The organism is Corynebacterium sp. HMSC074C05 (assembly GCF_001838325.1).
Lineage (GTDB): Bacteria > Actinomycetota > Actinomycetes > Mycobacteriales > Mycobacteriaceae > Corynebacterium > Corynebacterium amycolatum.
On sequence record NZ_KV836292.1, the window covers coordinates 379,012 to 400,373 of the forward strand.

19 protein-coding genes are annotated in these 21,362 nt (G+C 59.4%); all 19 read left to right on the forward strand.

From position 1 onward, the window contains the following. Positions 1 to 46: 46 nt before the first annotated feature. The 19 genes from nusB to HMPREF3042_RS08005 all read left to right on the forward strand — a co-directional run bounded on the left by nusB (position 47) and on the right by HMPREF3042_RS08005 (position 21,362). Positions 47 to 751, forward strand: a complete 705-nt coding sequence (gene nusB / locus HMPREF3042_RS07915) for a transcription antitermination factor NusB (protein ID WP_070601463.1) — start codon at positions 47 to 49, stop codon at positions 749 to 751. 254 nt (positions 752 to 1,005) lie between these two features. After that, positions 1,006 to 1,575: a bifunctional pyr operon transcriptional regulator/uracil phosphoribosyltransferase PyrR gene (gene pyrR, locus HMPREF3042_RS07920; RefSeq protein ID WP_038628907.1), complete on the forward strand. Its 570-nt coding sequence runs from the start codon at positions 1,006 to 1,008 to the stop codon at positions 1,573 to 1,575. After that, complete coding sequence (locus HMPREF3042_RS07925; RefSeq protein WP_070432230.1) at positions 1,572 to 2,525, forward strand: aspartate carbamoyltransferase catalytic subunit; 954 nt, start codon at positions 1,572 to 1,574, stop codon at positions 2,523 to 2,525. The genes pyrR and HMPREF3042_RS07925 overlap by 4 nt, the downstream gene beginning before the upstream one ends. Next, positions 2,526 to 3,887 carry a dihydroorotase gene (locus HMPREF3042_RS07930; RefSeq protein WP_070432231.1) on the forward strand — a complete coding sequence of 454 codons (1,362 nt, stop codon included), beginning with the start codon at positions 2,526 to 2,528 and terminating at the stop codon, positions 3,885 to 3,887. It abuts the gene before it with no gap. A 38-nt stretch (positions 3,888 to 3,925) separates the two neighbouring features. Continuing rightward, positions 3,926 to 5,158 carry a glutamine-hydrolyzing carbamoyl-phosphate synthase small subunit gene (carA, locus tag HMPREF3042_RS07935; protein ID WP_371440522.1) on the forward strand — a complete coding sequence of 411 codons (1,233 nt, stop codon included), beginning with the start codon at positions 3,926 to 3,928 and terminating at the stop codon, positions 5,156 to 5,158. A 24-nt stretch (positions 5,159 to 5,182) separates the two neighbouring features. Further along, complete coding sequence (carB, locus tag HMPREF3042_RS07940; RefSeq protein ID WP_070601462.1) at positions 5,183 to 8,542, forward strand: carbamoyl-phosphate synthase large subunit; 3,360 nt, start codon at positions 5,183 to 5,185, stop codon at positions 8,540 to 8,542. A gap of 1 nt (position 8,543) precedes the next feature. Beyond that, a complete protein-coding gene (gene pyrF / locus HMPREF3042_RS07945; RefSeq protein ID WP_070856728.1) occupies positions 8,544 to 9,413 on the forward strand; it encodes an orotidine-5'-phosphate decarboxylase in 870 nt (289 codons plus the stop codon). A 419-nt stretch (positions 9,414 to 9,832) separates the two neighbouring features. Further along, positions 9,833 to 10,159 carry an integration host factor, actinobacterial type gene (mihF, locus tag HMPREF3042_RS07950; protein WP_016422714.1) on the forward strand — a complete coding sequence of 109 codons (327 nt, stop codon included), beginning with the start codon at positions 9,833 to 9,835 and terminating at the stop codon, positions 10,157 to 10,159. A gap of 5 nt (positions 10,160 to 10,164) precedes the next feature. After that, positions 10,165 to 10,737: a guanylate kinase gene (gene gmk / locus HMPREF3042_RS07955; RefSeq protein WP_016422715.1), complete on the forward strand. Its 573-nt coding sequence runs from the start codon at positions 10,165 to 10,167 to the stop codon at positions 10,735 to 10,737. Between the two features lie 117 nt (positions 10,738 to 10,854). Then, positions 10,855 to 11,133 carry a DNA-directed RNA polymerase subunit omega gene (rpoZ, locus tag HMPREF3042_RS07960; protein ID WP_005510796.1) on the forward strand — a complete coding sequence of 93 codons (279 nt, stop codon included), beginning with the start codon at positions 10,855 to 10,857 and terminating at the stop codon, positions 11,131 to 11,133. Between the two features lie 27 nt (positions 11,134 to 11,160). Continuing rightward, on the forward strand, positions 11,161 to 12,441 hold the full coding sequence (gene coaBC, locus HMPREF3042_RS07965) for a bifunctional phosphopantothenoylcysteine decarboxylase/phosphopantothenate--cysteine ligase CoaBC (RefSeq protein ID WP_070601460.1): 1,281 nt from the start codon (positions 11,161 to 11,163) through the stop codon (positions 12,439 to 12,441). Between the two features lie 118 nt (positions 12,442 to 12,559). Next, entirely contained in the window at positions 12,560 to 13,777 is a 1,218-nt protein-coding gene (gene metK, locus HMPREF3042_RS07970) for a methionine adenosyltransferase (RefSeq protein WP_070601459.1), read from the forward strand. A 49-nt stretch (positions 13,778 to 13,826) separates the two neighbouring features. Further along, complete coding sequence (locus HMPREF3042_RS07975) at positions 13,827 to 15,863, forward strand: primosomal protein N' (protein WP_070601458.1); 2,037 nt, start codon at positions 13,827 to 13,829, stop codon at positions 15,861 to 15,863. A gap of 60 nt (positions 15,864 to 15,923) precedes the next feature. Beyond that, the gene (def, locus tag HMPREF3042_RS07980) at positions 15,924 to 16,427 is read left to right on the forward strand and encodes a peptide deformylase (RefSeq protein ID WP_070601457.1); all 504 of its coding nucleotides are present in this window, start codon (positions 15,924 to 15,926) and stop codon (positions 16,425 to 16,427) included. A 96-nt stretch (positions 16,428 to 16,523) separates the two neighbouring features. Beyond that, entirely contained in the window at positions 16,524 to 17,498 is a 975-nt protein-coding gene (fmt, locus tag HMPREF3042_RS07985) for a methionyl-tRNA formyltransferase (RefSeq protein WP_070601456.1), read from the forward strand. Then, positions 17,499 to 18,956: an RsmB/NOP family class I SAM-dependent RNA methyltransferase gene (locus HMPREF3042_RS07990; protein ID WP_070856729.1), complete on the forward strand. Its 1,458-nt coding sequence runs from the start codon at positions 17,499 to 17,501 to the stop codon at positions 18,954 to 18,956. It begins immediately after the preceding gene. A gap of 11 nt (positions 18,957 to 18,967) precedes the next feature. Next, positions 18,968 to 19,636 (forward strand): ribulose-phosphate 3-epimerase, encoded by a 669-nt coding sequence (gene rpe / locus HMPREF3042_RS07995; protein WP_049190752.1) that lies wholly within the window; start codon positions 18,968 to 18,970, stop codon positions 19,634 to 19,636. Positions 19,637 to 19,706: 70 nt separating this feature from the next. Beyond that, positions 19,707 to 20,705: a bifunctional diaminohydroxyphosphoribosylaminopyrimidine deaminase/5-amino-6-(5-phosphoribosylamino)uracil reductase RibD gene (ribD, locus tag HMPREF3042_RS08000; RefSeq protein WP_222865347.1), complete on the forward strand. Its 999-nt coding sequence runs from the start codon at positions 19,707 to 19,709 to the stop codon at positions 20,703 to 20,705. A gap of 69 nt (positions 20,706 to 20,774) precedes the next feature. Continuing rightward, the gene (locus HMPREF3042_RS08005; RefSeq protein ID WP_070601453.1) at positions 20,775 to 21,362 is read left to right on the forward strand and encodes a riboflavin synthase; all 588 of its coding nucleotides are present in this window, start codon (positions 20,775 to 20,777) and stop codon (positions 21,360 to 21,362) included.

A 21,362-nucleotide genomic window follows, 5' to 3' on the forward strand; every position in this document is an offset into this window, starting at 1 on the left:
CCCTCATCTAGTTCACCCTTTTGTTGAGAGCGATACATACACATCCATGACTGAAAAGGATCACAAGTCCGTTGACACCTCGGATGCGCAGGAGTCCGCGAAAGTTCGCGAACCTAACTACAAGCGCCACGGCGCGCGCTACCGTGCGCGCCGTCGTGCAGTAGATCTGCTTTTTGAGGCCGAGCAGCGAGGCGTCGACGTCGTCAAGCTTCTTGAAGAGCGGCTGGAAATGGTCCGTAATCCCGATTTGGATGTGAATCCAATTGCGGAGTACACCGAGCAGATTGTGCGCGGTGTAGCTGCGGAGATTATCGGTATCGACTCTACGATTTCTTCGTACCTGACGGAGGAGTGGCCGCTGCGTCGCCTACCGGCAGTCGACCGTGCTATTTTGCGTCTTTCCACCTGGGAGCTGTTCTACAACTCCGACGTGCCTCCGCGTGTGGCCGTGGTGGAAGGCGTTGAGCTGGCATCGGAATACTCCACTGATGTGGCGGCACCGTACATCAACGCAGTACTCGATGCTGAAGCCAAGATTGCCGACCAGGCACGCCTGGCAGCTGCAGCTGTGGGCACCTCGGTGGGCGAGTCCCAGTTCAATGAGGCTATCCAGGCACAGGCTGCGGCAAATGAGGAAGCTGACACGGCACTGGCCGACTCCGATGAGATGGCTAAGATTACCGGCCTGGACATGAGCGATATTGCCAAGCTGGTGGCTGAAGACGTGGCTAAGAGTGAGAACGGGGCCTAGCCAGTCAAAGAAAGCGGCCGGGATCACTGCGAGCCAATCGCAGTCGGTTCTCGCGGATCGTCTGAAACTCCAAGTCCCTTTTTGGGGGCTTGGAGTTTTGTTGCATTTAGAGGCAATTTAAGCGTGGGTGCTATTCTGGTCAGCGGAAGTTTGCACCGCGACCGTAGTTGCGGGTCATGCAAACTGATAATCAAATATCCACAATCAAGACATCCTTTAACGGACCGCACTGAGAGGCGGGGAAGGAGGTCACGATGAGCGAAGGAACGCCGCAAACAACCGAGCTGCTCAATGCAGACGAAGTTGCACGTACCGTCGCGCGCATCGCGCACCAAATTATTGAAAAAACTGCGCTGGATAGCCCAAATGCTGGGCGCGTAGTTCTCCTTGGCATTCCATCTGGTGGCGTGCCGCTGGCGGAAAAGCTAGCCGATTTGATTGAACAGTTCTCCGGCATACGTCCGGAAACTGGATCGCTCGATATCACCCTATACAGGGATGACTTGCGCAAGGGCCCGCACCGCGCCCTGCAGCCCACGAATATTCCGAACTCCGGAATTGACGGCACCACCGTTGTTCTCGTAGACGATGTCCTTTTCTCAGGTCGCACGATTCGTGCCGCACTCGACGCTATTGCTGATATCGGTCGCCCGCGAGTAATCCAGCTTGCAGTGCTGGTCGATCGTGGTCATCGCCAACTACCAATTCGCGCCGATTACGTCGGTAAGAATCTGCCAACTTCCCGCGACGAAGACGTCGATGTGCTGGTCGAGGCGCTTGACGGCCGCGACGCGGTTATTCTCACCCGGGCGGAGGAACAGTGAAACATCTGATTAGCATTGCGGATTTGACCAAGGATGAAATTGTCGGCCTGATGGATGAGGCCGATCGTTTTAAGGAGGTCATCCGCGGTCGGGAAATTAAGAAGCTGCCGACCCTGCGCGGCCGCACTATTTACAACCTCTTTTACGAGAACTCCACGCGTACCCGCTCATCTTTTGAGACCGCGGGTAAGTGGATGAGCGCCGATGTTATTAATATCTCAGCTTCCTCTTCCTCTGTGAAGAAGGGCGAGAGCCTGAAAGACACCGCGCTGACTTTGGATGCTATCGGCGGCGATGCCATCGTCGTTAGGCACCCATCGTCGGGAGCGGCACAGCTGATCGCCAAGTGGACTGAGGAATTTGGCAACGGCCCATCGATCATCAACGCGGGTGACGGAAAGCACCAGCACCCGACGCAGGCTCTCCTGGACGCGGTGACGTTGCGTCAGCGTCTCGGTGGAATTGAGGGGCGCAAGGTCGTCATCGTTGGCGATATCCTGCATTCTCGCGTCGCCCGCTCTAACGCCGATCTCCTGAGCAAGCTCGGCGCCGAAGTCGTCTTCGTCGCCCCACCGACTTTGCTGCCATTTGGCATCGAGACCTGGCCGGTGCGTATTGCCTACCGCATGGAAGACGAGATCCGAGATGCTGATGCCGTGATGATGCTCCGCGTTCAGCAGGAGCGCATGAACGGAGGTTTCTTCCCATCCCATCGCGAATACGCCACTCGCTACGGGCTGTCGAAGGCTCGTGAGAAGATGCTTCGCGACGACTGCATTGTGATGCACCCAGGTCCGATGCTTCGTGGCATGGAAATTAACGATGCCGTCGCTGATCTGCCGCGCACTGCCGTGCTGCAGCAGGTAGCCAACGGTGTCCACGTCCGCATGGCAGTTCTTTTCACACTGCTGACCTCAGGCGTTTCCGCCAACTTGGAAGGGCAGGCATAAATGTCGAATCGCAATGAATATGACGAAGCCTCGTACCCCGAGGTAGGACCATTGGCAGCACGTGCACGGGGACAACTACTGCTGAAGGGTGTGCGTCCCTACGGTGAAGGCGAAGATGTCGACGTCTTGATTGACGATGGCGTTATCGCTGAGATTGGCGAAAACCTCACGGCCGAGGACGGGGTAGAGGTCCTGGAGTTCGACTCCCTCGTTCTTCTGCCAGGTCTGGTCGACATCCATGTGCACCTGCGTGAGCCGGGCCGTGAAGATACGGAAACCCTGGCCACTGGTTCGGCTGCCGCAGCACGCGGTGGTTTCACCGCAGTGTTCACTATGGCCAATACCGCTCCGGTAACCGACGACCCTTCGATTGCTGAGTCGGTATGGCTCAAGGGCCAGGCGCTGAACCTCTGCGACATTCACCCGGTCGGCTCTATTACTAAGGGCCTGAAGGGCGAGACGCTGACCGAGTTCGGCATGATGGCAGACTCGCAGGCGAAGGTACGCATGTTCTCCGATGACGGTAAGTGCGTCGACAATCCGCTGATTATGCGCCGCGCGATTGAATACGCCCGCGGCGAAGACGTATTGCTGGCGCAGCACTGCGAAGATCCGCGTCTGACCGCAGATGCATCGGCCCACGAAGGTGCGACCGCCGCACGTCTGGGCCTGACCGGGTGGCCGCGCGTAGCCGAGGAGTCCATCGTGGCCCGAGATGCCATCATGGCTCGCGACTACGGCGGACGCATGCACATCTGCCACGCTTCCACCGAAGGCACTGTTGAGCTGGTCAAGTGGGCAAAGGAGCATGACATTCCGCTGACCGCCGAGGTTACCCCACATCACCTAATTCTCACCGATGAGAAGCTGGAGACCTACGACGGCGTCTACCGCGTCAACCCGCCCCTGCGTGAGCAGCGCGACACCCTGGCTCTGCGTCAGGCTCTGATTGACGGGATTATTGACTGTGTCGCTACCGACCATGCTCCGCACGGCTCTGAAGAAAAGTGCTGCGAGTTCGAGCACGCTAAGCCCGGCATGCTTGGTCTGGAGACCTCGATGCCAATCATCGCCGAAGAGTTCGTTTTGAAGGGCGATTGTGATTGGCGCTGGCTGGCCAAGGTCATGAGTGAGCGTCCTGCTCAAATTGTGAAGCTGCCGGGACACGGCCGACCAATCGCTGTCGGTGAGCCTGCCAACCTGACCGTTGTTGACCCGGGCAAAAAGTGGACGGTCCGCGGCGAAGACCTGGCGTCGAAGTCCGAGAACACTCCTTATGAGGAAATGGAGATGGCCGTGTCCGTGGCAGCTACCGTGCTGCGCGGTAAGGTGACCGCTCTTAACGGAGAGGTCGCTGGATAATATTCATGTCAACGCATAAAAACTCCCATGCGTCCCGTATGATTAATGTAAATTCCTCGCACGCTACCCAACTGAAAGGCAATAACGTGAGCAACGAGTCGCAGGCCGCGGCCGCTACAGTGGCAGTCCTGGTATTGGCAGATGGCCGAGTGTTCCGTGGACGCGGTTTCGGCGCCACCGGTACGACCCTGGGTGAGGCAGTTTTTACCACCGCTATGACGGGCTACCAGGAAACCCTGACTGACCCGTCCTACCACCGCCAGCTGGTTGTGTCCACTGCACCACAGATCGGTAACACCGGTTGGAATGACGAGGACTACGAGTCCCGTGGAAACAAGATTTGGGCAGCGGGCTTTATTATCCGCGATTTATCGCGTATTCCCTCCAACTGGCGCTCCGAGCGCAGCTTGGAAGATGAGCTGAAGGCACAGGGCATCATCGGTATCCGCCAGATTGATACCCGCGCGCTGGTTCGCCATTTGCGCGACAATGGCTCGATTGCCGCTGGTATTTTCTCTGGTGAGGACGCACAGCAACCCGTCGATAAGCTGGTGGAAATCGTACGCGCTCAGCCTGCGATGAAGGGCGCAGACCTGGCTCGCGAGGTCAGCACCGATCAGGCCTATGTTGTGGAGGCACAGGGGGAGAAGAAGGCCCGCGTTGTCGCTTACGACCTGGGCATCAAGTCCAACACCCCGCGTGAGCTGGCTAAGCGTGGCCTGGAAGTCGTAGTTGTTCCGGCTAACACTCCGTACGAAGATATTAAGAAGGAATACCAGCCGGACGGCGTCTTCTTGTCCAACGGCCCGGGTGACCCGGCAACTGCTGATGAGATGGTTGCGGTCGCCAAGGCTGCACTCGATGACGGCATGCCGCTATTCGGTATCTGCTTCGGTAACCAGATTCTTGGCCGCGCACTCGGCCTGAACACCTACAAGCTGGTCTTCGGCCACCGCGGCGTTAATGTTCCGGTGAAGGACCACCGCACTGGCCGTATCTTTATCACCGCTCAGAACCACGGCTTCGCACTTGAAGGCAAGGCCGGCGAGAGTTTCGATACTCCGTGGGGCGAGGCAGAGGTTACGCACACTTGCCTTAACGACGACGTCGTTGAAGGTGTCGCACTGAAGAACGGCATGGCCTTTTCTGTGCAGTACCACCCAGAGTCCGCAGCCGGCCCGCACGATGCGCACTCTCTCTTCGATGACTTCCTGGAGCTGATCCAGAAGGTCGATTTCAACAAGTCCGCAACCGGAAACTCGAACAAGTAGGAAAGGGCTAAGGGACCTAACACCATGCCACGTCGTACAGACATCAACCACGTACTGGTTATCGGCTCCGGCCCGATTGTTATCGGTCAGGCCTGTGAGTTCGACTACTCCGGCACTCAGGCTTGCCGCGTGCTGCGCGAAGAGGGCCTGCGAGTCACGCTGGTCAACTCCAACCCGGCAACGATTATGACCGATCCGGAGTTCGCGGACTCCACCTACATCGAGCCGATTGAAACCAAGTACATCGAAAAGATCCTGGCCAAGGAAGCTGCAGAGGGCAACCCGATTGACGCTGTCCTGGCAACTCTCGGTGGCCAGACTGCACTGAACGCAGCTATTCAGCTGGACCGCGAAGGAATTCTGGAGAAGTACAATGTCGAGCTGATTGGCGCTGATATTCCGGCCATTCAGCGCGGTGAGGATCGCCAGATGTTCAAGGACATCGTCGCCAAGATTGGTGGCGAGTCCGCTCGTTCCCGCGTCTGCCACAACATGGAAGAAGTCCATGAGACTGTTGCAGAGCTCGGTCTTCCGGTCGTTGTTCGCCCCTCGTTCACCATGGGTGGTCTGGGCTCCGGTCTGGCTTTCAACCAGGAAGACCTCGACCGTATTGCAGGTGGCGGCCTAGCCGCATCGCCCGAGGCCAATGTTCTGATTGAGGAGTCCATCCTCGGTTGGAAGGAATTTGAGCTCGAGCTCATGCGCGATGGCGACGACAACGTTGTCGTGGTCTGCTCCATTGAAAACGTTGATGCCCTCGGTGTCCACACTGGTGACTCGGTAACTGTCGCTCCGTCGATGACTCTGACCGACCGCGAGTTCCAGACCATGCGTGACCAGGGCATCGCAATCCTGCGTGAGGTCGGCGTTGACACCGGTGGCTGTAACATCCAGTTCGCCATCAATCCAAATGACGGCCGCATCATCACCATTGAGATGAACCCGCGCGTCTCCCGCTCCTCGGCGCTTGCTTCCAAGGCAACTGGTTTCCCGATTGCAAAGATTGCTGCCAAGCTGGCTATCGGCTACACCCTCGATGAGATCACCAACGACATCACCGGTGAAACCCCGGCTGCGTTTGAGCCGGTGCAGGACTATGTGATTGTCAAGGCTCCACGCTTTGCTTTCGAGAAGTTCCCTGGTGCTGACGACACGCTGACCACCACCATGAAGTCCGTCGGTGAGGCCATGGCTATCGGCCGCAACTACATTGGCGCGCTCGGTAAGGTCATGCGCTCGCTGGAGAACAAGCCAGCTGGTTTCTGGACCGTTCCGGATGAGGACTTCGCAGGTGAACGCGCAAACGATGTCAACGCTGTCCTTGAGGACCTGAAGCGTCCGACTGAAGGCCGCATCTACGACGTTGAGCTGGCTCAGCGTTTGGGTGCTTCCATTGAGCAGATCCACGAAGCTTCTGGCCTCGATCCGTGGTTTATCGCCGAGATGGAAAACCTGCAGGATATCCGCAAGGAGCTTATCGACGCTCCGGTGGTGACCTCCGATCTGCTTCGCGAAGCTAAGTACTGGGGTCTCTCCGACGCCCAGATTGCTGCTCTGCGTCCGGAGTTGGCCGGGGAAGACGGCGTGCGCGAGCTGCGCTGGCGCCTGAACATCCACCCGGTATTCAAGACAGTCGATACCTGCTCCGCTGAGTTCGAAGCACAGACTCCGTACCACTACTCGGCATACGAGCTGGACTCGGCTGCTGAGTCCGAGGTCGCTCCGCAGACCGAGAAGGAAAAGGTGATCATCCTCGGTTCCGGTCCGAACCGCATCGGCCAGGGCATTGAGTTCGACTACTCCTGTGTTCACGCGGCCCTCGAGCTCTCCCGCGTTGGCTACGAGACCGTCATGGTCAACTGCAACCCGGAAACCGTCTCCACCGACTACGACACCGCAGACCGTCTCTACTTTGAGCCGTTGACCTTCGAGGATGTCCTTGAGGTCTACCACGCTGAGAGCCAGTCTGGAAAGGTCGCAGGCGTCATTGTTCAGCTCGGTGGCCAGACTCCGCTGGGCCTGGCTGAGCGTCTGCAGGCCGCAGGTGTTCCGATTGTCGGCACTAGCCCCGAGGCAATCGACCTGGCTGAGGACCGTGGTGAGTTCGGCAAGGTCCTGGCTGACGCCAACCTGCCGGCGCCGGAGTTCGGTACCGCCACCTCCTTCGAAGAAGCTCGTCAGGTCGCCGCTGGCATCGGTTACCCGGTGCTGGTCCGTCCGTCCTACGTCCTCGGCGGCCGTGGCATGGAAATCGTCTATGATGAGGCCACGCTGGAGGACTACATCAACCGCGCTACCGAGCTGTCCAATGAGCACCCGGTACTGGTTGACCGCTTCCTGGACAGCGCCATCGAAATCGATGTTGATGCACTGTGTGATGGGGAAGAGGTCTACCTCGGCGGCGTCATGGAGCACATCGAGGAAGCCGGTATTCACTCCGGTGACTCCGCGTGTGCGCTGCCTCCGATGACTCTGTCCGGAAGCATCATCGACAAGGTGCGTGAATCCACCAAGGCACTGGCACACGGTATCGGTGTGAAGGGCCTGATGAACGTTCAGTACGCACTCAAGGACGAGACCCTCTACGTCATCGAGGCCAACCCGCGTGCATCTCGTACCGTACCGTTTGTCTCCAAGGCAACCTCGGTTCCGCTGGCTAAGGCCGCATCCCGCGTCATGATGGGTAGTACAATCGCGGAACTGCGCGAAGAGGGCATGATTCCGTCCAACTTCGACGGCGGTTCTCTGCCTGCTGACGCCCCGATTGCGGTTAAGGAAGCCGTCCTGCCGTTCAACCGCTTCCGCGACTTTGAGGGCCGCGCTCTCGACAGCCTGCTGAGCCCGGAGATGAAGTCCACCGGTGAAGTCATGGGTCTGGCCGACAACTTTGGTGCCGCTTTCGCCAAGGGAGAGCTGGCCGGTTTCGGTGAGTTGCCGACCGAGGGCACTATCTTCGTCTCGCTGGCCAACCGCGATAAGCGCACTCTGGTATTCCCGATTCTCACGCTGGCGGATATGGGCTTCCGCATCCTGGCAACGGAGGGTACTGCCGGCATGCTGCGCCGCAACGGTGTCGAGTGTGAGGTCGTCGCAAAGCGTACGACTGATTCCGAAGCGCCGTCTGACGAGCGCGACATTGTCGACATGATCCGCGACGGTGAGGTTGACATCATTATCAACACCCCATCCGGTTCCGCTGGCGCACGTTCTGACGGATACGAGATTCGCGCCGCTGCGGTGAGCCAGGGCGTAACTTGTGTGACTACCGCTCAGGGCGCTGTCGCAGCACTGCAGGGCATCCTGGCACTGCGCAACGGTGAGATGAGCGTTAAGGCTCTGCAGGAGCTCCACCCGGCAGAGTTGGCTGCTCAGGAGCAGGTCTAACATGACCGCGAAGGCTGAAGGATCCGCAGTGCGGACAATTAAGGGTTTCGGCGATCGCCTCAGCGAGGTTGTCGCCGAACGCGGCCGGCTCTGTGTGGGAATCGACCCGCACCCTAGGTTGCTGGATGCCTGGCAGTTACCGCGATCGGCAGAAGGTCTAGAGCGCTTTGCCACCACATGCGTCGAAGCGTTTGGTGACATCGTTGCCGTCGTCAAGCCCCAGGTGGCGTTCTTCGAAGCCTACGGTTCCAAGGGCTTTGCCGTCCTGGAGCGGACGTTGGCGGACCTGAAGGACGCAGGTGCGCTGTCGATTGCAGATGCCAAGCGTGGCGATATCGGTTCGACTATGGCTGCATACGCCGAAGCCTGGCTGTCGGATACCTCGCCGCTAGCCGCCGACGCACTGACGGTATCTCCGTACCTTGGGTTCGGTGCTCTTGATCCGGCGGTTTCGTTGGCGTTGGAGAACGGACGGGGCTTGTTTGTGCTGGCCGCGACGTCCAATCCGGAAGGTGCGTCAGTGCAGAAGGCGATGGTTTCGGGTGAGACTCTGGCTCAAACCATGGTCAACCAGGCAGCCGCTATTAATGCTCGCCAAATTGACGGTGGTGCAAAGGCGGGCAGCATCGGCGTTGTTGTTGGCGCAACGCTTGACGACGCCCCGGTGCTCAGTGACCTGCGCGGTCCCATTCTCATGCCCGGTGTGGGAGCTCAGGGTGGAACCCCGGCAGATGTAGATCGTCTGGCAGGGGAATCCAAGGGGCTTGCACTGCCGAATATTTCGCGTGCGATTCTCTCCGCTGGACCTGATCCTGCTGCGCTGCGGCGCGCAACTATTGAAGCTGCAGCTCCGTTCCTTTCCGAGAGTTAGCAGCAGATCGCCGAATTGTCAGAAGCCCGCGGGGACACCTCATAGAACAGGTGCCCCTGCGGGCTCTTCCGTACCTAGCTGCCGGGATTTTCCTAATGACTCTCGGATGGCGGTGGCGTAGGTATAGGCCAGTTACTGTGACAATTCCTAGGAGATTTCGTACAAAAACCGTGGTCAATTTCCATTCTCCTGGGCAAACGGTGCTACAATCGCCGGAGTTGGTTGACCACGACCGAAAGGTGGGGCGGATAAAGCCCTGGTGTCATTTTTATCGACACCCCGTCAGCATTTGCCTCAACAACCGGTGAGTGCGGTACGGTCTCCAATCGTTAAGCACGGTGTCGTTGCCTGCCTTTGGTGGACGCGAGGCTCGTGCTAGTAAATAAGAAGCTAACCAATCTATTTTTACGGAGGAACACGTGGCCCTTCCGCAGTTGACCCCGGAGCAGCGTGCAGCAGCACTCGAGAAGGCAGCTCAGGCCCGCAAGGTACGCGCAGAGCTCAAGGACAAGCTGAAGCGTGGCGCTATCGACCTGCCAGAGGTTCTCAAGCAGGCTGACGAGAACGAAATCATCGGCAAGATGAAGGTCTCCGCTCTGCTCGAGGCTCTGCCGAAGGTCGGCAAGGTCAAGGCGCAGGACATCATGAATGACCTGGAGATTGCTCAGACCCGCCGTCTGCGTGGCCTGGGTGACCGTCAGCGTCGCGCTCTGCTGGAGCGCTTCGGCTACGCAGTGGAGGACTAGTCGCAGTGGCCGGGAATGAAAACGGTCAGTTGGTAGTCCTCGCCGGCCCTGCCGGTGTAGGAAAATCCACTGTTGTCAGTCGGCTTCGTGCCGAGGTTCCCGGACTGTACTTCAGCGTTTCCATGACCACCCGCGCCGCACGGCCGGGGGAGGTCGATGGCCGCGACTATTTCTTCGTGACCCCGGAGAAGTTCCAACAGCATATTGATGCAGGAGAGATGCTCGAGTGGGCTGAAATCCACGGTGGTCTGCAGCGTTCTGGTACGCCGCGCGGCCCGGTGGATAAAGCTCTCGCCGAGGGGCGTCCAGTACTCGTTGAGGTGGATCTGGCGGGAGCCCGCTCCATCCGTAAGGTAGCGCCCAATGCTCACCTGCTGTTCTTGGCTCCGCCAAGCTGGGAGATTCTCGTCAGCAGGCTCACTGGTCGTGGCACGGAAACCGAGGCGCAAGTCAAGCGTCGCCTGGAAACCGCACGAGTGGAAATGGATGCTCAGCACGAATTCGATGAGGTTGTTGTCAACGACAACGTCGATGATGCTGTGGCGGCCATCGCTCGGGCGCTGACTACTGGCAAGTAACAGGGCGACTCCACATCATAGATAGTAGAAATCGCTTTCGAGCAATGGTGTTTCTATTGCTATGACGATTTTTATTGTCACCCCAGTAACTCACGTTCTATTGAGGAAAGATTTCTCGTGACCCAGGAAAATACCGCCACCGAGGCAGTGTTCGACCCGCCAATTGGTATTACCAACCCGCCGATCGATGAGCTGCTTGGTAAGGCTTCTTCGAAGTACGCCCTGGCTATCTTCGCTGCCAAGCGTGCACGCCAGATTAATGACTACTACCAGCAGATTGACGAAGGCATGCTGGAGTACGTTGGCCCGCTGGTTACTCCGGGGGTCGCTGAGAAGCCTCTGTCCATCGCTCTTCGTGAAATCAACGCTGGTCTGCTGGACCACACTGAGGGCTAGAGCATTTCCTTAAGGGGAGATATCTGTATGCATGCCGCCGGTAATGCTGACGTATCCGAATGTTTAAAGGTTGTCGTCGGGGTTGCCGGCGGCATCGCTGCATATAAGGCCGCACACGTTGTTCGAGGCTTCAAGGAACTTGGTCACGATGTTCGTGTCGTTCCCACTGAGTCCGCATTGAACTTTGTAGGTGCAGCTACTTTCGAGGCGCTGTCGGGGAACCCGGTGTCGACTACAGTTTTTGACGCAGTCGATGAGGTTCAGCATGTCCGCGTGGGGCAGGAGGCCGACCTCGTCGTCGTGGTTCCCGCGACTGCCGACTTTATGGCGCGCGCCGCGCACGGGCGTGCCGACGACCTGCTCACCGCAACCTTGCTTGTGGCGACCTGCCCAGTGGTGTTGGCCCCTGCGATGCACACGGAAATGTGGAACCATCCAGCTACGCGGGATAATGTCGCGACTCTTCGTCGCCATGGCACTATTGTCCTCGATCCGGCCCATGGCCGTTTGACTGGTAAGGACACCGGTCCAGGTCGCCTGCCGGAGCCAGAGCAGATTGTTTCACTGGCATTGGCAGCAGTCGAGAATCCACGCCACTTCCGCCGCGACTTCGAGGGCGTACGCTTCATGATTACTGCCGGTGGCACCCGTGAGGCTATCGACCCGGTACGTTTTATCGGCAACCACTCCTCAGGTCGTCAGGGCTTCGCGCTAGCCGAGATGGCAGCACAGCGTGGCGCTCAGGTCACTGTGGTGGCAGGACATACGGATCAGTTGCCGACACCGCTGGGCGCGAATGTTGTGAAGGTTGATTCCACTTTGGAGATGGCCGAGGCCGCGCACGAACACTCCAAGCTGGCCGATGTCTGCATTTTTGCCGCCGCCGTCGCCGACTTCCGTCCGGCATCGACCGCTGGGGCCAAGATGAAGAAGGGCGTCGCAGACGACGCGTTGAGCAACATTCAGCTCGTAGAAAACCCAGATATTTTGGCTACCGCTGTGGAGCGTCGTAAAGCGGGTGAGATTCCGGCGACCACGACGATGGTGGGCTTTGCGGCTGAGACCGGTGACGAGACGACGACGCCGCTCGAGCTTGCGAAGCAGAAGATTGTCCGCAAGGGCTGCGATTTGCTCATGTGTAACGACGTCTCGGGTGGGCAAACTTTCGGTGCGACGGACAATGTCGGATGGTTGCTGTCTCTCGATGGCGAGCAGTGGGACGTGCCGCGGGGCTCAAAATTCTCGGTGGCCGGTTCGATTTTGGATGCAGTTTCCGAGCTGCGACAGGAACCTCAACCAGCGGAGTAGCCGGTGCCTACTACGGCGACTGAACCGCTTGGTCTATAATTATCGAATCAAACGAAAACCCACGCCGCAGCGACACCGCAGGGGTGGGGAATTAATCTAGAAGAAAGTTGTACTGCTCGTGGCCTCTAATCTTCGGCTGTTTTCCAGTGAATCTGTTACCGAGGGGCACCCAGATAAGATTTGCGACTCGATTTCGGACTCCATCCTTGACGCTATGCTCGCGCAGGATTCTTCATCGATGGTCGCCGTCGAGACTGTGGTGACTACCGGTTTAGTCCATGTTGTTGGCGAGGTTCGCACGAAAAGCTACGTCGACATCCCCGGTATTGTCCGGAGTCGACTGAAGGAGATCGGTTTCGATTCTTCTGAAAAGGGCTTTGACGGCAAAACCTGTGGTGTCTCCATTTCGATCGGTGAGCAGTCCTCAGACATCCACGACGGTGTGCACACTTCTCTGGAAGCACGCAGCTCTGGTGGAGAAGTCGAAGCAGAAGATCTCAAGGGCGCCGGCGACCAGGGGCTGATGTTCGGCTACGCTACCAACGAAACGCCGGAGTATATGCCGCTACCGATTGCACTGGCGCACCGCCTGGCTCGCCGCTTGACGCAGGTACGCAAGGAAGGGATCGTCCCATCGCTTCGACCGGATGGTAAGACTCAGGTCACCTTCGCTTACGACGAAGACAATAACCCGGTGTACTTGGACACCGTTGTGGTGTCCACGCAGCACGACCCGGACGTCACCCAGGAGTGGATTACCGAGCAGATTAAGACTCACGTCGTCGATTGGGTGCTCGACGACGCTAACCTGCGCGAGCGTTTTGTTACCGATGAATTGAAGCTGCTGGTTAACCCTTCTGGCCAGTTTATTATCGGTGGCCCGATGGGCGATGCCGGCCTGACCGGTCGCAAGATTATCGTCGACACTTACGGCGGTATGGCTCGTCACGGTGGCGGCGCGTTCTCGGGCAAGGACCCGTCAAAGGTGGACCGTTCCGGCGCTTATGCCACCCGTTGGGTTGCGAAGAATGCCGTGGCCGCGGGTCTGGCTGACCGCCTCGAGATTCAGGTCGCCTACGCTATCGGTCGCGCTCGCCCAGTGGGCCTCTACGTCGACTCCTTCGGCACCGGTCACGTTTCGGACGACGCCATCCGCGAGGCTATCAACAAGGTCTTCGACCTTCGTCCGGCCGCTATTATTCGTGACCTGGACCTGCTGCGCCCGATTTATGCACAGACCTCCACCTACGGTCACTTCGGCCGAACTGACTTGGACCTGCCGTGGGAGCAGCTCAACCGCGTTGAAGAGCTCCGCGCAGCCGCTGGCCTGGGATAAACACCACCCGCCAGCATTACCCTGGGGTAGGGCAGTAGAGTAAGACTCTATGACCGACGCCCCCTTCGCACCCGCCGCCGCAGCTGAGAAGCTGCCAGTCGCGCGGGTGCTTCCGCTTTTGGGGCTGCCGCAGTTAGATCGCCCCTTCGACTACCTGGTTCCGCGCGCGCTAGCGGAGGAAGCGGTCGTCGGTTGCCGCGTGCGGATTCGCTTCCACGGCCAGTTGGTCAATGCGCTGGTGCTGGAGCGCTGTGCCACGCCCACTCACGACGGCAAACTGTCCTATCTCAAGGATGTCATCAGCTCTGAGGTTGTCTATCCGCCACAGCTTCGACGGTTGGTGGATTCTCTGGCGGAGTATTACGGCGCAACGCGCTCAAACATCATTCGCTCCGCCATCCCAACCCGTCATGCACGGGCCGAACGTGCTCGCAAGGAGAACATGCCCCCGACGTGGGAGGAGTTGGGAAAGCTTGCCACCGAAGATCCGGACCTTTCCGCTTGGGGCAACTACGTCTTCGGCGAATCCTTTGTCGATTCCGTCCGCAAGGGCGCCCCGGCACGCGCAGCGTGGCAGCCAGTTCCAGGCGAACAGGTGGCAACCATGCTCGCCGCGCTCAGCGTTTCGGTCGCGCGCGATGGTGGCGGTGTTCTCATCATTGTGCCGGACGCACGCACACAGGCGCGCTTTGAGAGCGCTTTTCGCGAGCTTATTTCTGCCCGTCAGCTCACTCTTCTCGGGGCTGGCCTCGGTCCCGAGTCCCGCTATCGCCGCTACCTGGATATCCTGCACGGCCAGGGGCGCATAGTCGTCGGCACGCGTTCGGCAGCGTACGCGCCAGTGAAGAATCTGCGTTTAGCAGTGATTGTCGATGATGGCGATGACAACCTCGTGGATCCCCGCGCACCCTACGTGCACTCTCGCGAGGTGTTGGTGACGCGTAGTGCGCAGGAAGGATGCGCTCTCATCTTTGCGTCGTATAGCCGTACAGCCGAAGTACAGCTGCTCGTCTCCTCAGGTTGGGCGCACAATCTGGTCGCGGGAACTGACACCCTGGCTGAGTCAATGCCGGAGATGATTGCTTCGACGGACACTTCCGAAGACCCGGATCACGTCAGTAGGGGACGCCTTCCTGCCATCGCTTTTCGACGGGCAAAGGCCGCGCTGCGCGAAGAGCTTCCGATCCTGGTCCAGGTACCTCGCAAGGGATATGTGCCGACACTGTCGTGTCGCTCCTGTGGCGCGCCTGCGCGCTGTCGCTGGTGTAATGGTCCACTGGGAATTCCACCGTCCGATAACCCGGACGACCCGGCACCACCGACGTGTCGGTGGTGCGGTCGTATTGACATTCACCACCGTTGCCATAGCTGCGGTTCCACCAAGATTCGGCCGGTCGTGGTCGGCAGTGAACGTACGGCAGAGGAGTTTGGCCGTATTTTCAGTCCATTCCCAGTCATCGCTTCCTCTGGAGAGCGCATTGTTGACGACATTCCCGAAGGCCCGAGAGTCGTGGTGGCCACGCCGGGAGCCGAGCCTTATGCGCCGGAGGGCTACGGTGCAGTGATGCTGCTGGACACTTGGGCGATGCTTGGCCGGCAGGACTTGCGCGCTCATGAAGAGGCCTATGCGCATTGGTCTCGGGCTGTCACGCTTGCCCGTCCGCGGGAGCAAGGCGGGGCGGTGGTTATCGATGCGGATGCTGCAGTCCCGACTGTGGCCGATCTTCTGGCATGGGACGCGGTAGGCGCTGCGAACAGGGAATTGGCCGACCGCACAGCTGCCGCTCTGCCTCCGGCCTTTCACGTGGCAGCGGTGGAAGGGACTGAAGAGGGCCTGCGTAACTTCATGGAGTCCCTGGAAGTTCCATCGGGTGCGGAAATTCTGGGGCCGGTAGACCTTCCCCGCAACGCCAGGCCACCAGCAGGCGTGGAGCCGGGTACACCTATTCAGCGGATGTTGATTCGCTGTGACCGTCGGCAAGCACGGGTAGTGGGAGCGGCGTTGAAGGCAGCACAGGTCGTTCGCGCGACTAGGAAGGACCCGACGCCGGTGCGTGTTGTCGTCGATCCGATTAATTTCGGCTAGCTGCTAAAATGAGCGCGTTATTGCTTGATTCACACCAGTTTTCTTGGAGGCTCTAAGTTCATGGCAGTTCGTGAGGTACGTCTTTTCGGCGATCCGGTGTTGCTGTCCAAGGCGGAAACCGTCACTGATTTCGACGCGACGCTGTCGCACCTGATTGATGACATGTTCGACACGATGGACGAGCAACAGGGTGTCGGGCTCGCAGCAAACCAGGTTGGCGTGCTGCAGCGCGTCTTCGTCTACGACTGCAATGGCGCCCGCGGGCACATCGTCAATCCGGAATGGGAAGCCATCGGCGATGAGACTGTCCACGAAATCGAAGGATGCCTGTCTATCCCGGGGATTAATGGACCCGTGACTCGGCACGCACGTGTGCGCGTTACTGGCCAGGATCGCCACGGCACACCGGTGAGCTTCGAAGCTGACGATCTGCTGGCCCGCTGCGTGCAGCATGAAAGCGACCACCTGGACGGTGTGCTGTTTTTGAAGCGTCTCGAGGGCGACGAGCGCAAGACCGCGATGCGCTCTCTGCGTGAGCAGGACTGGTTCCTCAACCGCGGTTAACTCACCTGCGCCTAGCCCCCCCCGGGCGTGGCGCCCCGAGTTTCATCACTAGATTAACTAGAACAACTAGGTCCACCAGGAAGGAATCCACTTACTGTGCGCCTGATTTTTGCCGGAACCCCGGAACCCGCTGTCGTTGCACTGAAGAAGTTACTCGAAGACTCCCACCATGAGATCGTTGCTGTTCTCACTCGCCCCGATGCCCGCCGTGGCCGCGGTAAGTCGCTTTCGCCCTCGCCGGTGAAGGCTCTGGCCTTGGAACACGACATTCCCGTTCTCACCCCGACGACCCTGCGCGATGCGGAAATCCAACAGCAGATCCGCGAACTAAACGCCGACTGCATCCCGGTGGTCGCCTACGGCAATCTCGTGCCGGAGGAGTTGCTCGATGTACCGACGCACGGCTGGGTAAATCTGCATTTCTCACTGCTTCCTGCTTGGCGAGGTGCCGCGCCGGTGCAGGCAGCTATCGCCGCTGGCGACGAAGTCACGGGTGCCAGTACCTTCCGGATTGAAAAGGGCCTGGATACCGGACCAGTTTTCGGTACCGTCACCGAAGCGATTCGCTCGACCGATAATGCCGACGGCCTTTTGACCCGCCTCGCATTCTCCGGCGCGGATCTTCTAACCGCCACCATGGACGGCATCGAAGCAGGTGCGTTGCGTCCGACCGCTCAGCCGGAACAGGACGTCAGCTACGCCGCTAAGTTCGGGCCGGAGGATGCCCGAATCGTTTGGACTCAGCCGCGACATCTTCTCGACCGCCGCGCTCGCGCGTTCACGCCTGCCCCAGGTGCGTGGACGACCCTCGACGGCGCACGTTTGAAGGTCGGAGAGCTCACCCCGCTTTCCGACGAGGACAGCGCCGCGGTCGACGAGGTGCGAAAGGCAGCTGCTCCGGAGGCTGCAGCCGCCACACCGGGTGAGTTGGTAGTGGAGAAACACCGGGTATCCGTGCGTTGTGCCGATGGCTATGTGCAGCTCGTGAAGGTGCAGCCACAGGGGAAGAAGATGATGGATGCGTCCGACTGGGCGCGAGGTAGCCAACCCGGCGGAAAGGTCTGCGAGTAAATGAGCAACGACAAACCCCGCCACACCGGTGGCGGACGGCAGCGCAGCAACCGCGGCGGACAGAACCGCAATGACCGCAACCGTAACCGTGACATCCGAGGTGGGGATAATCGCGGTGGCATTGACCAGCCACGCAAGGTCGCGCTGAAGGTACTAGCTGACGTTCGCGAGAAGGATGCTTACGCAAACCTGCTGCTGCCCAAGTTGCTGAAGGCACACAAGCTCAAGGGGCGGGATGCTGCTTTTGCAACGGAGCTGACGTACGGCACACTGCGGGCGGAAGGCCTGTTGGACGCCGTGATTGAGGCATCGTCGTCACGCCCGTTAAGCGATATTGCTGGACCGGTGATGGACGTGCTACGCCTGGGCACGTACCAGCTGCTGCGTACGCGCGTCGACGCCTACGCAGCGGTCGATACCTCGGTGCGGGCAGTGGCGAAGGTGGCGGGACCTGGCGCGCGCGGCTTTGTCAATGCCATTTTGAGGAAGGTCTCCTCGAAGACCGAAAGCGAATGGGTGGCTGAGATTGCGCCGGATCCTGCGACCGATCCGATTGGCTACGTGGCAATGAAGCATGCCCACCCGCGCTGGATCGCGATGGAGTTTGCCCGCGCACTCGGTGCACAAGCCGGTGAATTGCAGCAGGCACTCGCTGCTGACGATGCCCGCCCGCTGGTGCACTTGGTCGCTCGTCCGGGCGAGATCACCGCTGAGGAATTGGCACTGATCACCGGCGGTGAAGAGGGACCGTGGTCGCCGTACTGCGTGCGCTTGGACTCCGGTGCCCCAGGAGAGTTGGAGCCGGTACGACAGGGCTTGGCTGCGGTGCAGGACGAGGGTTCTCAGCTCATTGCGCGTGCCGTCACCATGGCACCCGTTGCCGGTGAAGACAGCGGCCGCTGGTTAGATCTGTGTTCCGGCCCCGGTGGTAAGTCAGCTTTCATCGGCGGCATTGCAGCTATTGAGGGCGCGGAGCTCGATGCTGTTGAGGTATCGGCGACTCGCGCAGAACTGGTGAAAAAAGCCACGGCCGGGCTGCCAGTGACTGTAACGGTTGCGGATGGTCGTGATACCGGGCTCGAGGCAGGCTTTGACCGCATTTTGGTAGACGCGCCCTGCTCTGGCTTGGGCTCGCTCCGCCGTCGCCCGGAATCGCGCTGGCGGAAGTCGCCGTCCGATCTCAACTCCTTGACTACGCTGCAGTTTGAACTGCTCAGCGAAGCTGTGCGTCTGGCACGGCCGGGTGGCATCATCGTCTACTCCACGTGTTCGCCGCATCTGCGGGAAACCAGGGGCATAGTCGATAGAGCAGTGGCGGAATTGCCGGTGACTGAGCTGAATGCACACGAGTTGGTAGCGCCGATGACTGATGTCGGGCCGTATCCATCTGTGCAGATGTGGCCACACCGCCACGGGACCGATGCGATGTTCTTCTCAGTTTTGCGCAAGAACGACTAGGCTCAGAGGTTATGAGCGCACCAATTATTGCCCCGTCCATTCTCGCTGCTGACTTCGCTCGCCTCGACCGCGAGGTTGCGGCTGTAGCCAATGCAGATTGGCTGCATATCGACGTCATGGATGGCCACTTCGTTCCCAACCTGTCCTTCGGCGCTCCGGTGCTGGAGGCCGTAGCTGCGGTGACGGACAAGTACTTGGATGTCCATCTCATGATTGAAAACCCGGAGAAGTGGGCCGACACCTACATCAAAGCGGGGGCGAGCTCCGTTATTTTCCATGTTGAAGCCGCCGACGACGCCATCGCACTGGCCCGCCACATTCGTTCCCAGGGCGTGAAGGCCGGGTTCTCGCTGCGCCCGGGTACCCCAATTGAGCCGTGGCTGGATCACCTCGCCGAATTCGACGAGGTGCTGGTCATGAGTGTCGAACCCGGTTTCGGGGGCCAGTCCTTTATGCCGGATCAGCTGGCCAAGGTCGAGAAGCTGCGTCAGCGTATTGATGCCGATGGTCTGGATACTCTGATCGAGATTGACGGTGGTATCTCCGCCAAGACCATCGAATCCGCTGCCGCCGCTGGTTGCGATGCCTTTGTCGCAGGCTCGGCCGTATTCGGCGCTGAGGATCGTGCCGCGGCTGTCGATGAGCTGCGCGCATTGGCAACCGCTGCTGCAACAAAGTAGACGGCGGTGAGAAACGGTGGCACAGTTTCCGGATCTCGTCTCCGCACAGCCGCTGACTGACGCCCAAGCTATGGCATTGGCCATAGAAGCCGGCCAGCGGGTTCAAGGCACCACCTATCCCAATCCACCGATTGGTTGCGTCATTCTCGATACCGCAGGGATCGCGGTCGGTGTGGCCGGAACTGAGCCTGTAGGCGGGCGACACGCAGAGCCACAGGCATTGGAGATGGCTGGGGCACGAGCTCAGGGCGGCACTGCAGTGGTCACACTAGAGCCGTGCAATCATATCGGCCGTACACCACCGTGCACCGAGGCACTTGCGGCAGCCGGTGTTTCCCGCGTCATATTTGCGGTCGCCGATCCTAATCCCGTCGCCGCTGGCGGCAGCGAGTGGTTGCGTTATAAAGATATCGAGGTCGTTGAAGAATTCCAGCGTGACCGAGTAGCCGCCGGCTACTTACGTCCATGGTTACACTGGCAGCGCACTCGGCGCCCACACATCACGTTGAAGACAGCGGGCACGCTGGATGGTTTCGCCGCCGCTACCGACCGCACCTCGCAGTGGATTACGGGGGAGCAGGCGCGGGCACGGGTACATGTAGATCGTGCACGTCGGCAAGCGATTGTCGTCGGAACGGGAACAGTGCTCGCCGACAATCCGCGATTGACCGCGCGCACACCAGACGGCGAGGAGCTGTCAACGCAGCCTCTGCGCATCGCGATTGGTACATCGGAGGTCGCCGCCGATGCGAATATCCGTGGCGATAACTTCCGCCACATTCGCACTCACGATGTGGAAGTGGCGCTGGAGACAATGGCGGATATGGGGCTTATTGACGTGCTGGTAGAAGGCGGCCCACGGCTCGCCGGCGCTTTCTTAGAAGCCGATGCTGTCGACGCGATTGAGTCCTACATTGCCCCGGCGTTTCTCGGCGCTGGCCTGCCAGTGACATCGGCCAACCACGAGACCTCCATCACTGACATCTCCCGTTTCCGTACCGTCGCGGTCGAGACTCTGGGGGACGACATCTTGATCACGGCACTCCGCAGTGGCAAAGATCGCGGGTAGACCGGCTAGAGTTAGTTTTGTAAAAATCTTTCAATTTATAACAAACGGTAAAGGATTTTCCTGACCACTATGTTTACGGGAATTGTTGAGGAGCTCGGCGAAATTCGCGAAATCCACCGCGAAGCCGATTCCATTACTCTGACCATTCGCGCGACCACCGTGCTTGACGACGTGCACCACGGTGACTCCATTGCTGTCAATGGCGTTTGTTTGACCGTCGTGGAGTTTGGCGATGACTTCTTTACCGCTGATCTCATGCAAGAGACTCTGGATAGGTCGAGTCTCGGCCAGGTTGAGGTCGGTTCCAAGGTCAACCTCGAACGTGCAACCGCAGTAGGGCAACGCCTCGGCGGCCATATCGTGCAGGGACATATCGATGGCACCGGCGAGGTTATTTCGCGCACGCCAGGGGAACGCTGGGAAGTAGTGCGGATTTCTCTGCCGGAGCAGCTCTCCAAGTATGTCGTGGAAAAGGGCTCAATTGCCGTGGATGGCACCTCGTTGACTGTCTCTGCAGTAGGCGAGGGGTTCTTTGAGGTCAGTCTGATACCGACGACGCTGACGGACTCCGTTATTGGTTCGACCGCAGTAGGCACCAAGGTCAATTTGGAAGTCGATGTGCTAGCCAAGTACGTCGAGAAAATGTTGGAAAGATAA

Bases quoted from the DNA above. Each gene is read 5' to 3' on its own strand.
- nusB (WP_070601463.1), top strand. From the start codon at position 47: ATGACTGAAAAGGATCACAAGTCCGTTGACACCTCGGATGCGCAGGAG.
- pyrR (WP_038628907.1), top strand. From the start codon at position 1,006: ATGAGCGAAGGAACGCCGCAAACAACCGAGCTGCTCAATGCAGACGAA.
- HMPREF3042_RS07930 (WP_070432231.1), top strand. From the start codon at position 2,526: ATGTCGAATCGCAATGAATATGACGAAGCCTCGTACCCCGAGGTAGGA.
- carA (WP_371440522.1), top strand. From the start codon at position 3,926: ATGATTAATGTAAATTCCTCGCACGCTACCCAACTGAAAGGCAATAAC.
- carB (WP_070601462.1), top strand. From the start codon at position 5,183: ATGCCACGTCGTACAGACATCAACCACGTACTGGTTATCGGCTCCGGC.
- pyrF (WP_070856728.1), top strand. From the start codon at position 8,544: ATGACCGCGAAGGCTGAAGGATCCGCAGTGCGGACAATTAAGGGTTTC.
- coaBC (WP_070601460.1), top strand. From the start codon at position 11,161: ATGCATGCCGCCGGTAATGCTGACGTATCCGAATGTTTAAAGGTTGTC.
- HMPREF3042_RS07975 (WP_070601458.1), top strand. From the start codon at position 13,827: ATGACCGACGCCCCCTTCGCACCCGCCGCCGCAGCTGAGAAGCTGCCA.
- def (WP_070601457.1), top strand. From the start codon at position 15,924: ATGGCAGTTCGTGAGGTACGTCTTTTCGGCGATCCGGTGTTGCTGTCC.
- HMPREF3042_RS07990 (WP_070856729.1), top strand. From the start codon at position 17,499: ATGAGCAACGACAAACCCCGCCACACCGGTGGCGGACGGCAGCGCAGC.
- rpe (WP_049190752.1), top strand. From the start codon at position 18,968: ATGAGCGCACCAATTATTGCCCCGTCCATTCTCGCTGCTGACTTCGCT.
- ribD (WP_222865347.1), top strand. From the start codon at position 19,707: ATGGCATTGGCCATAGAAGCCGGCCAGCGGGTTCAAGGCACCACCTAT.
- HMPREF3042_RS08005 (WP_070601453.1), top strand. From the start codon at position 20,775: ATGTTTACGGGAATTGTTGAGGAGCTCGGCGAAATTCGCGAAATCCAC.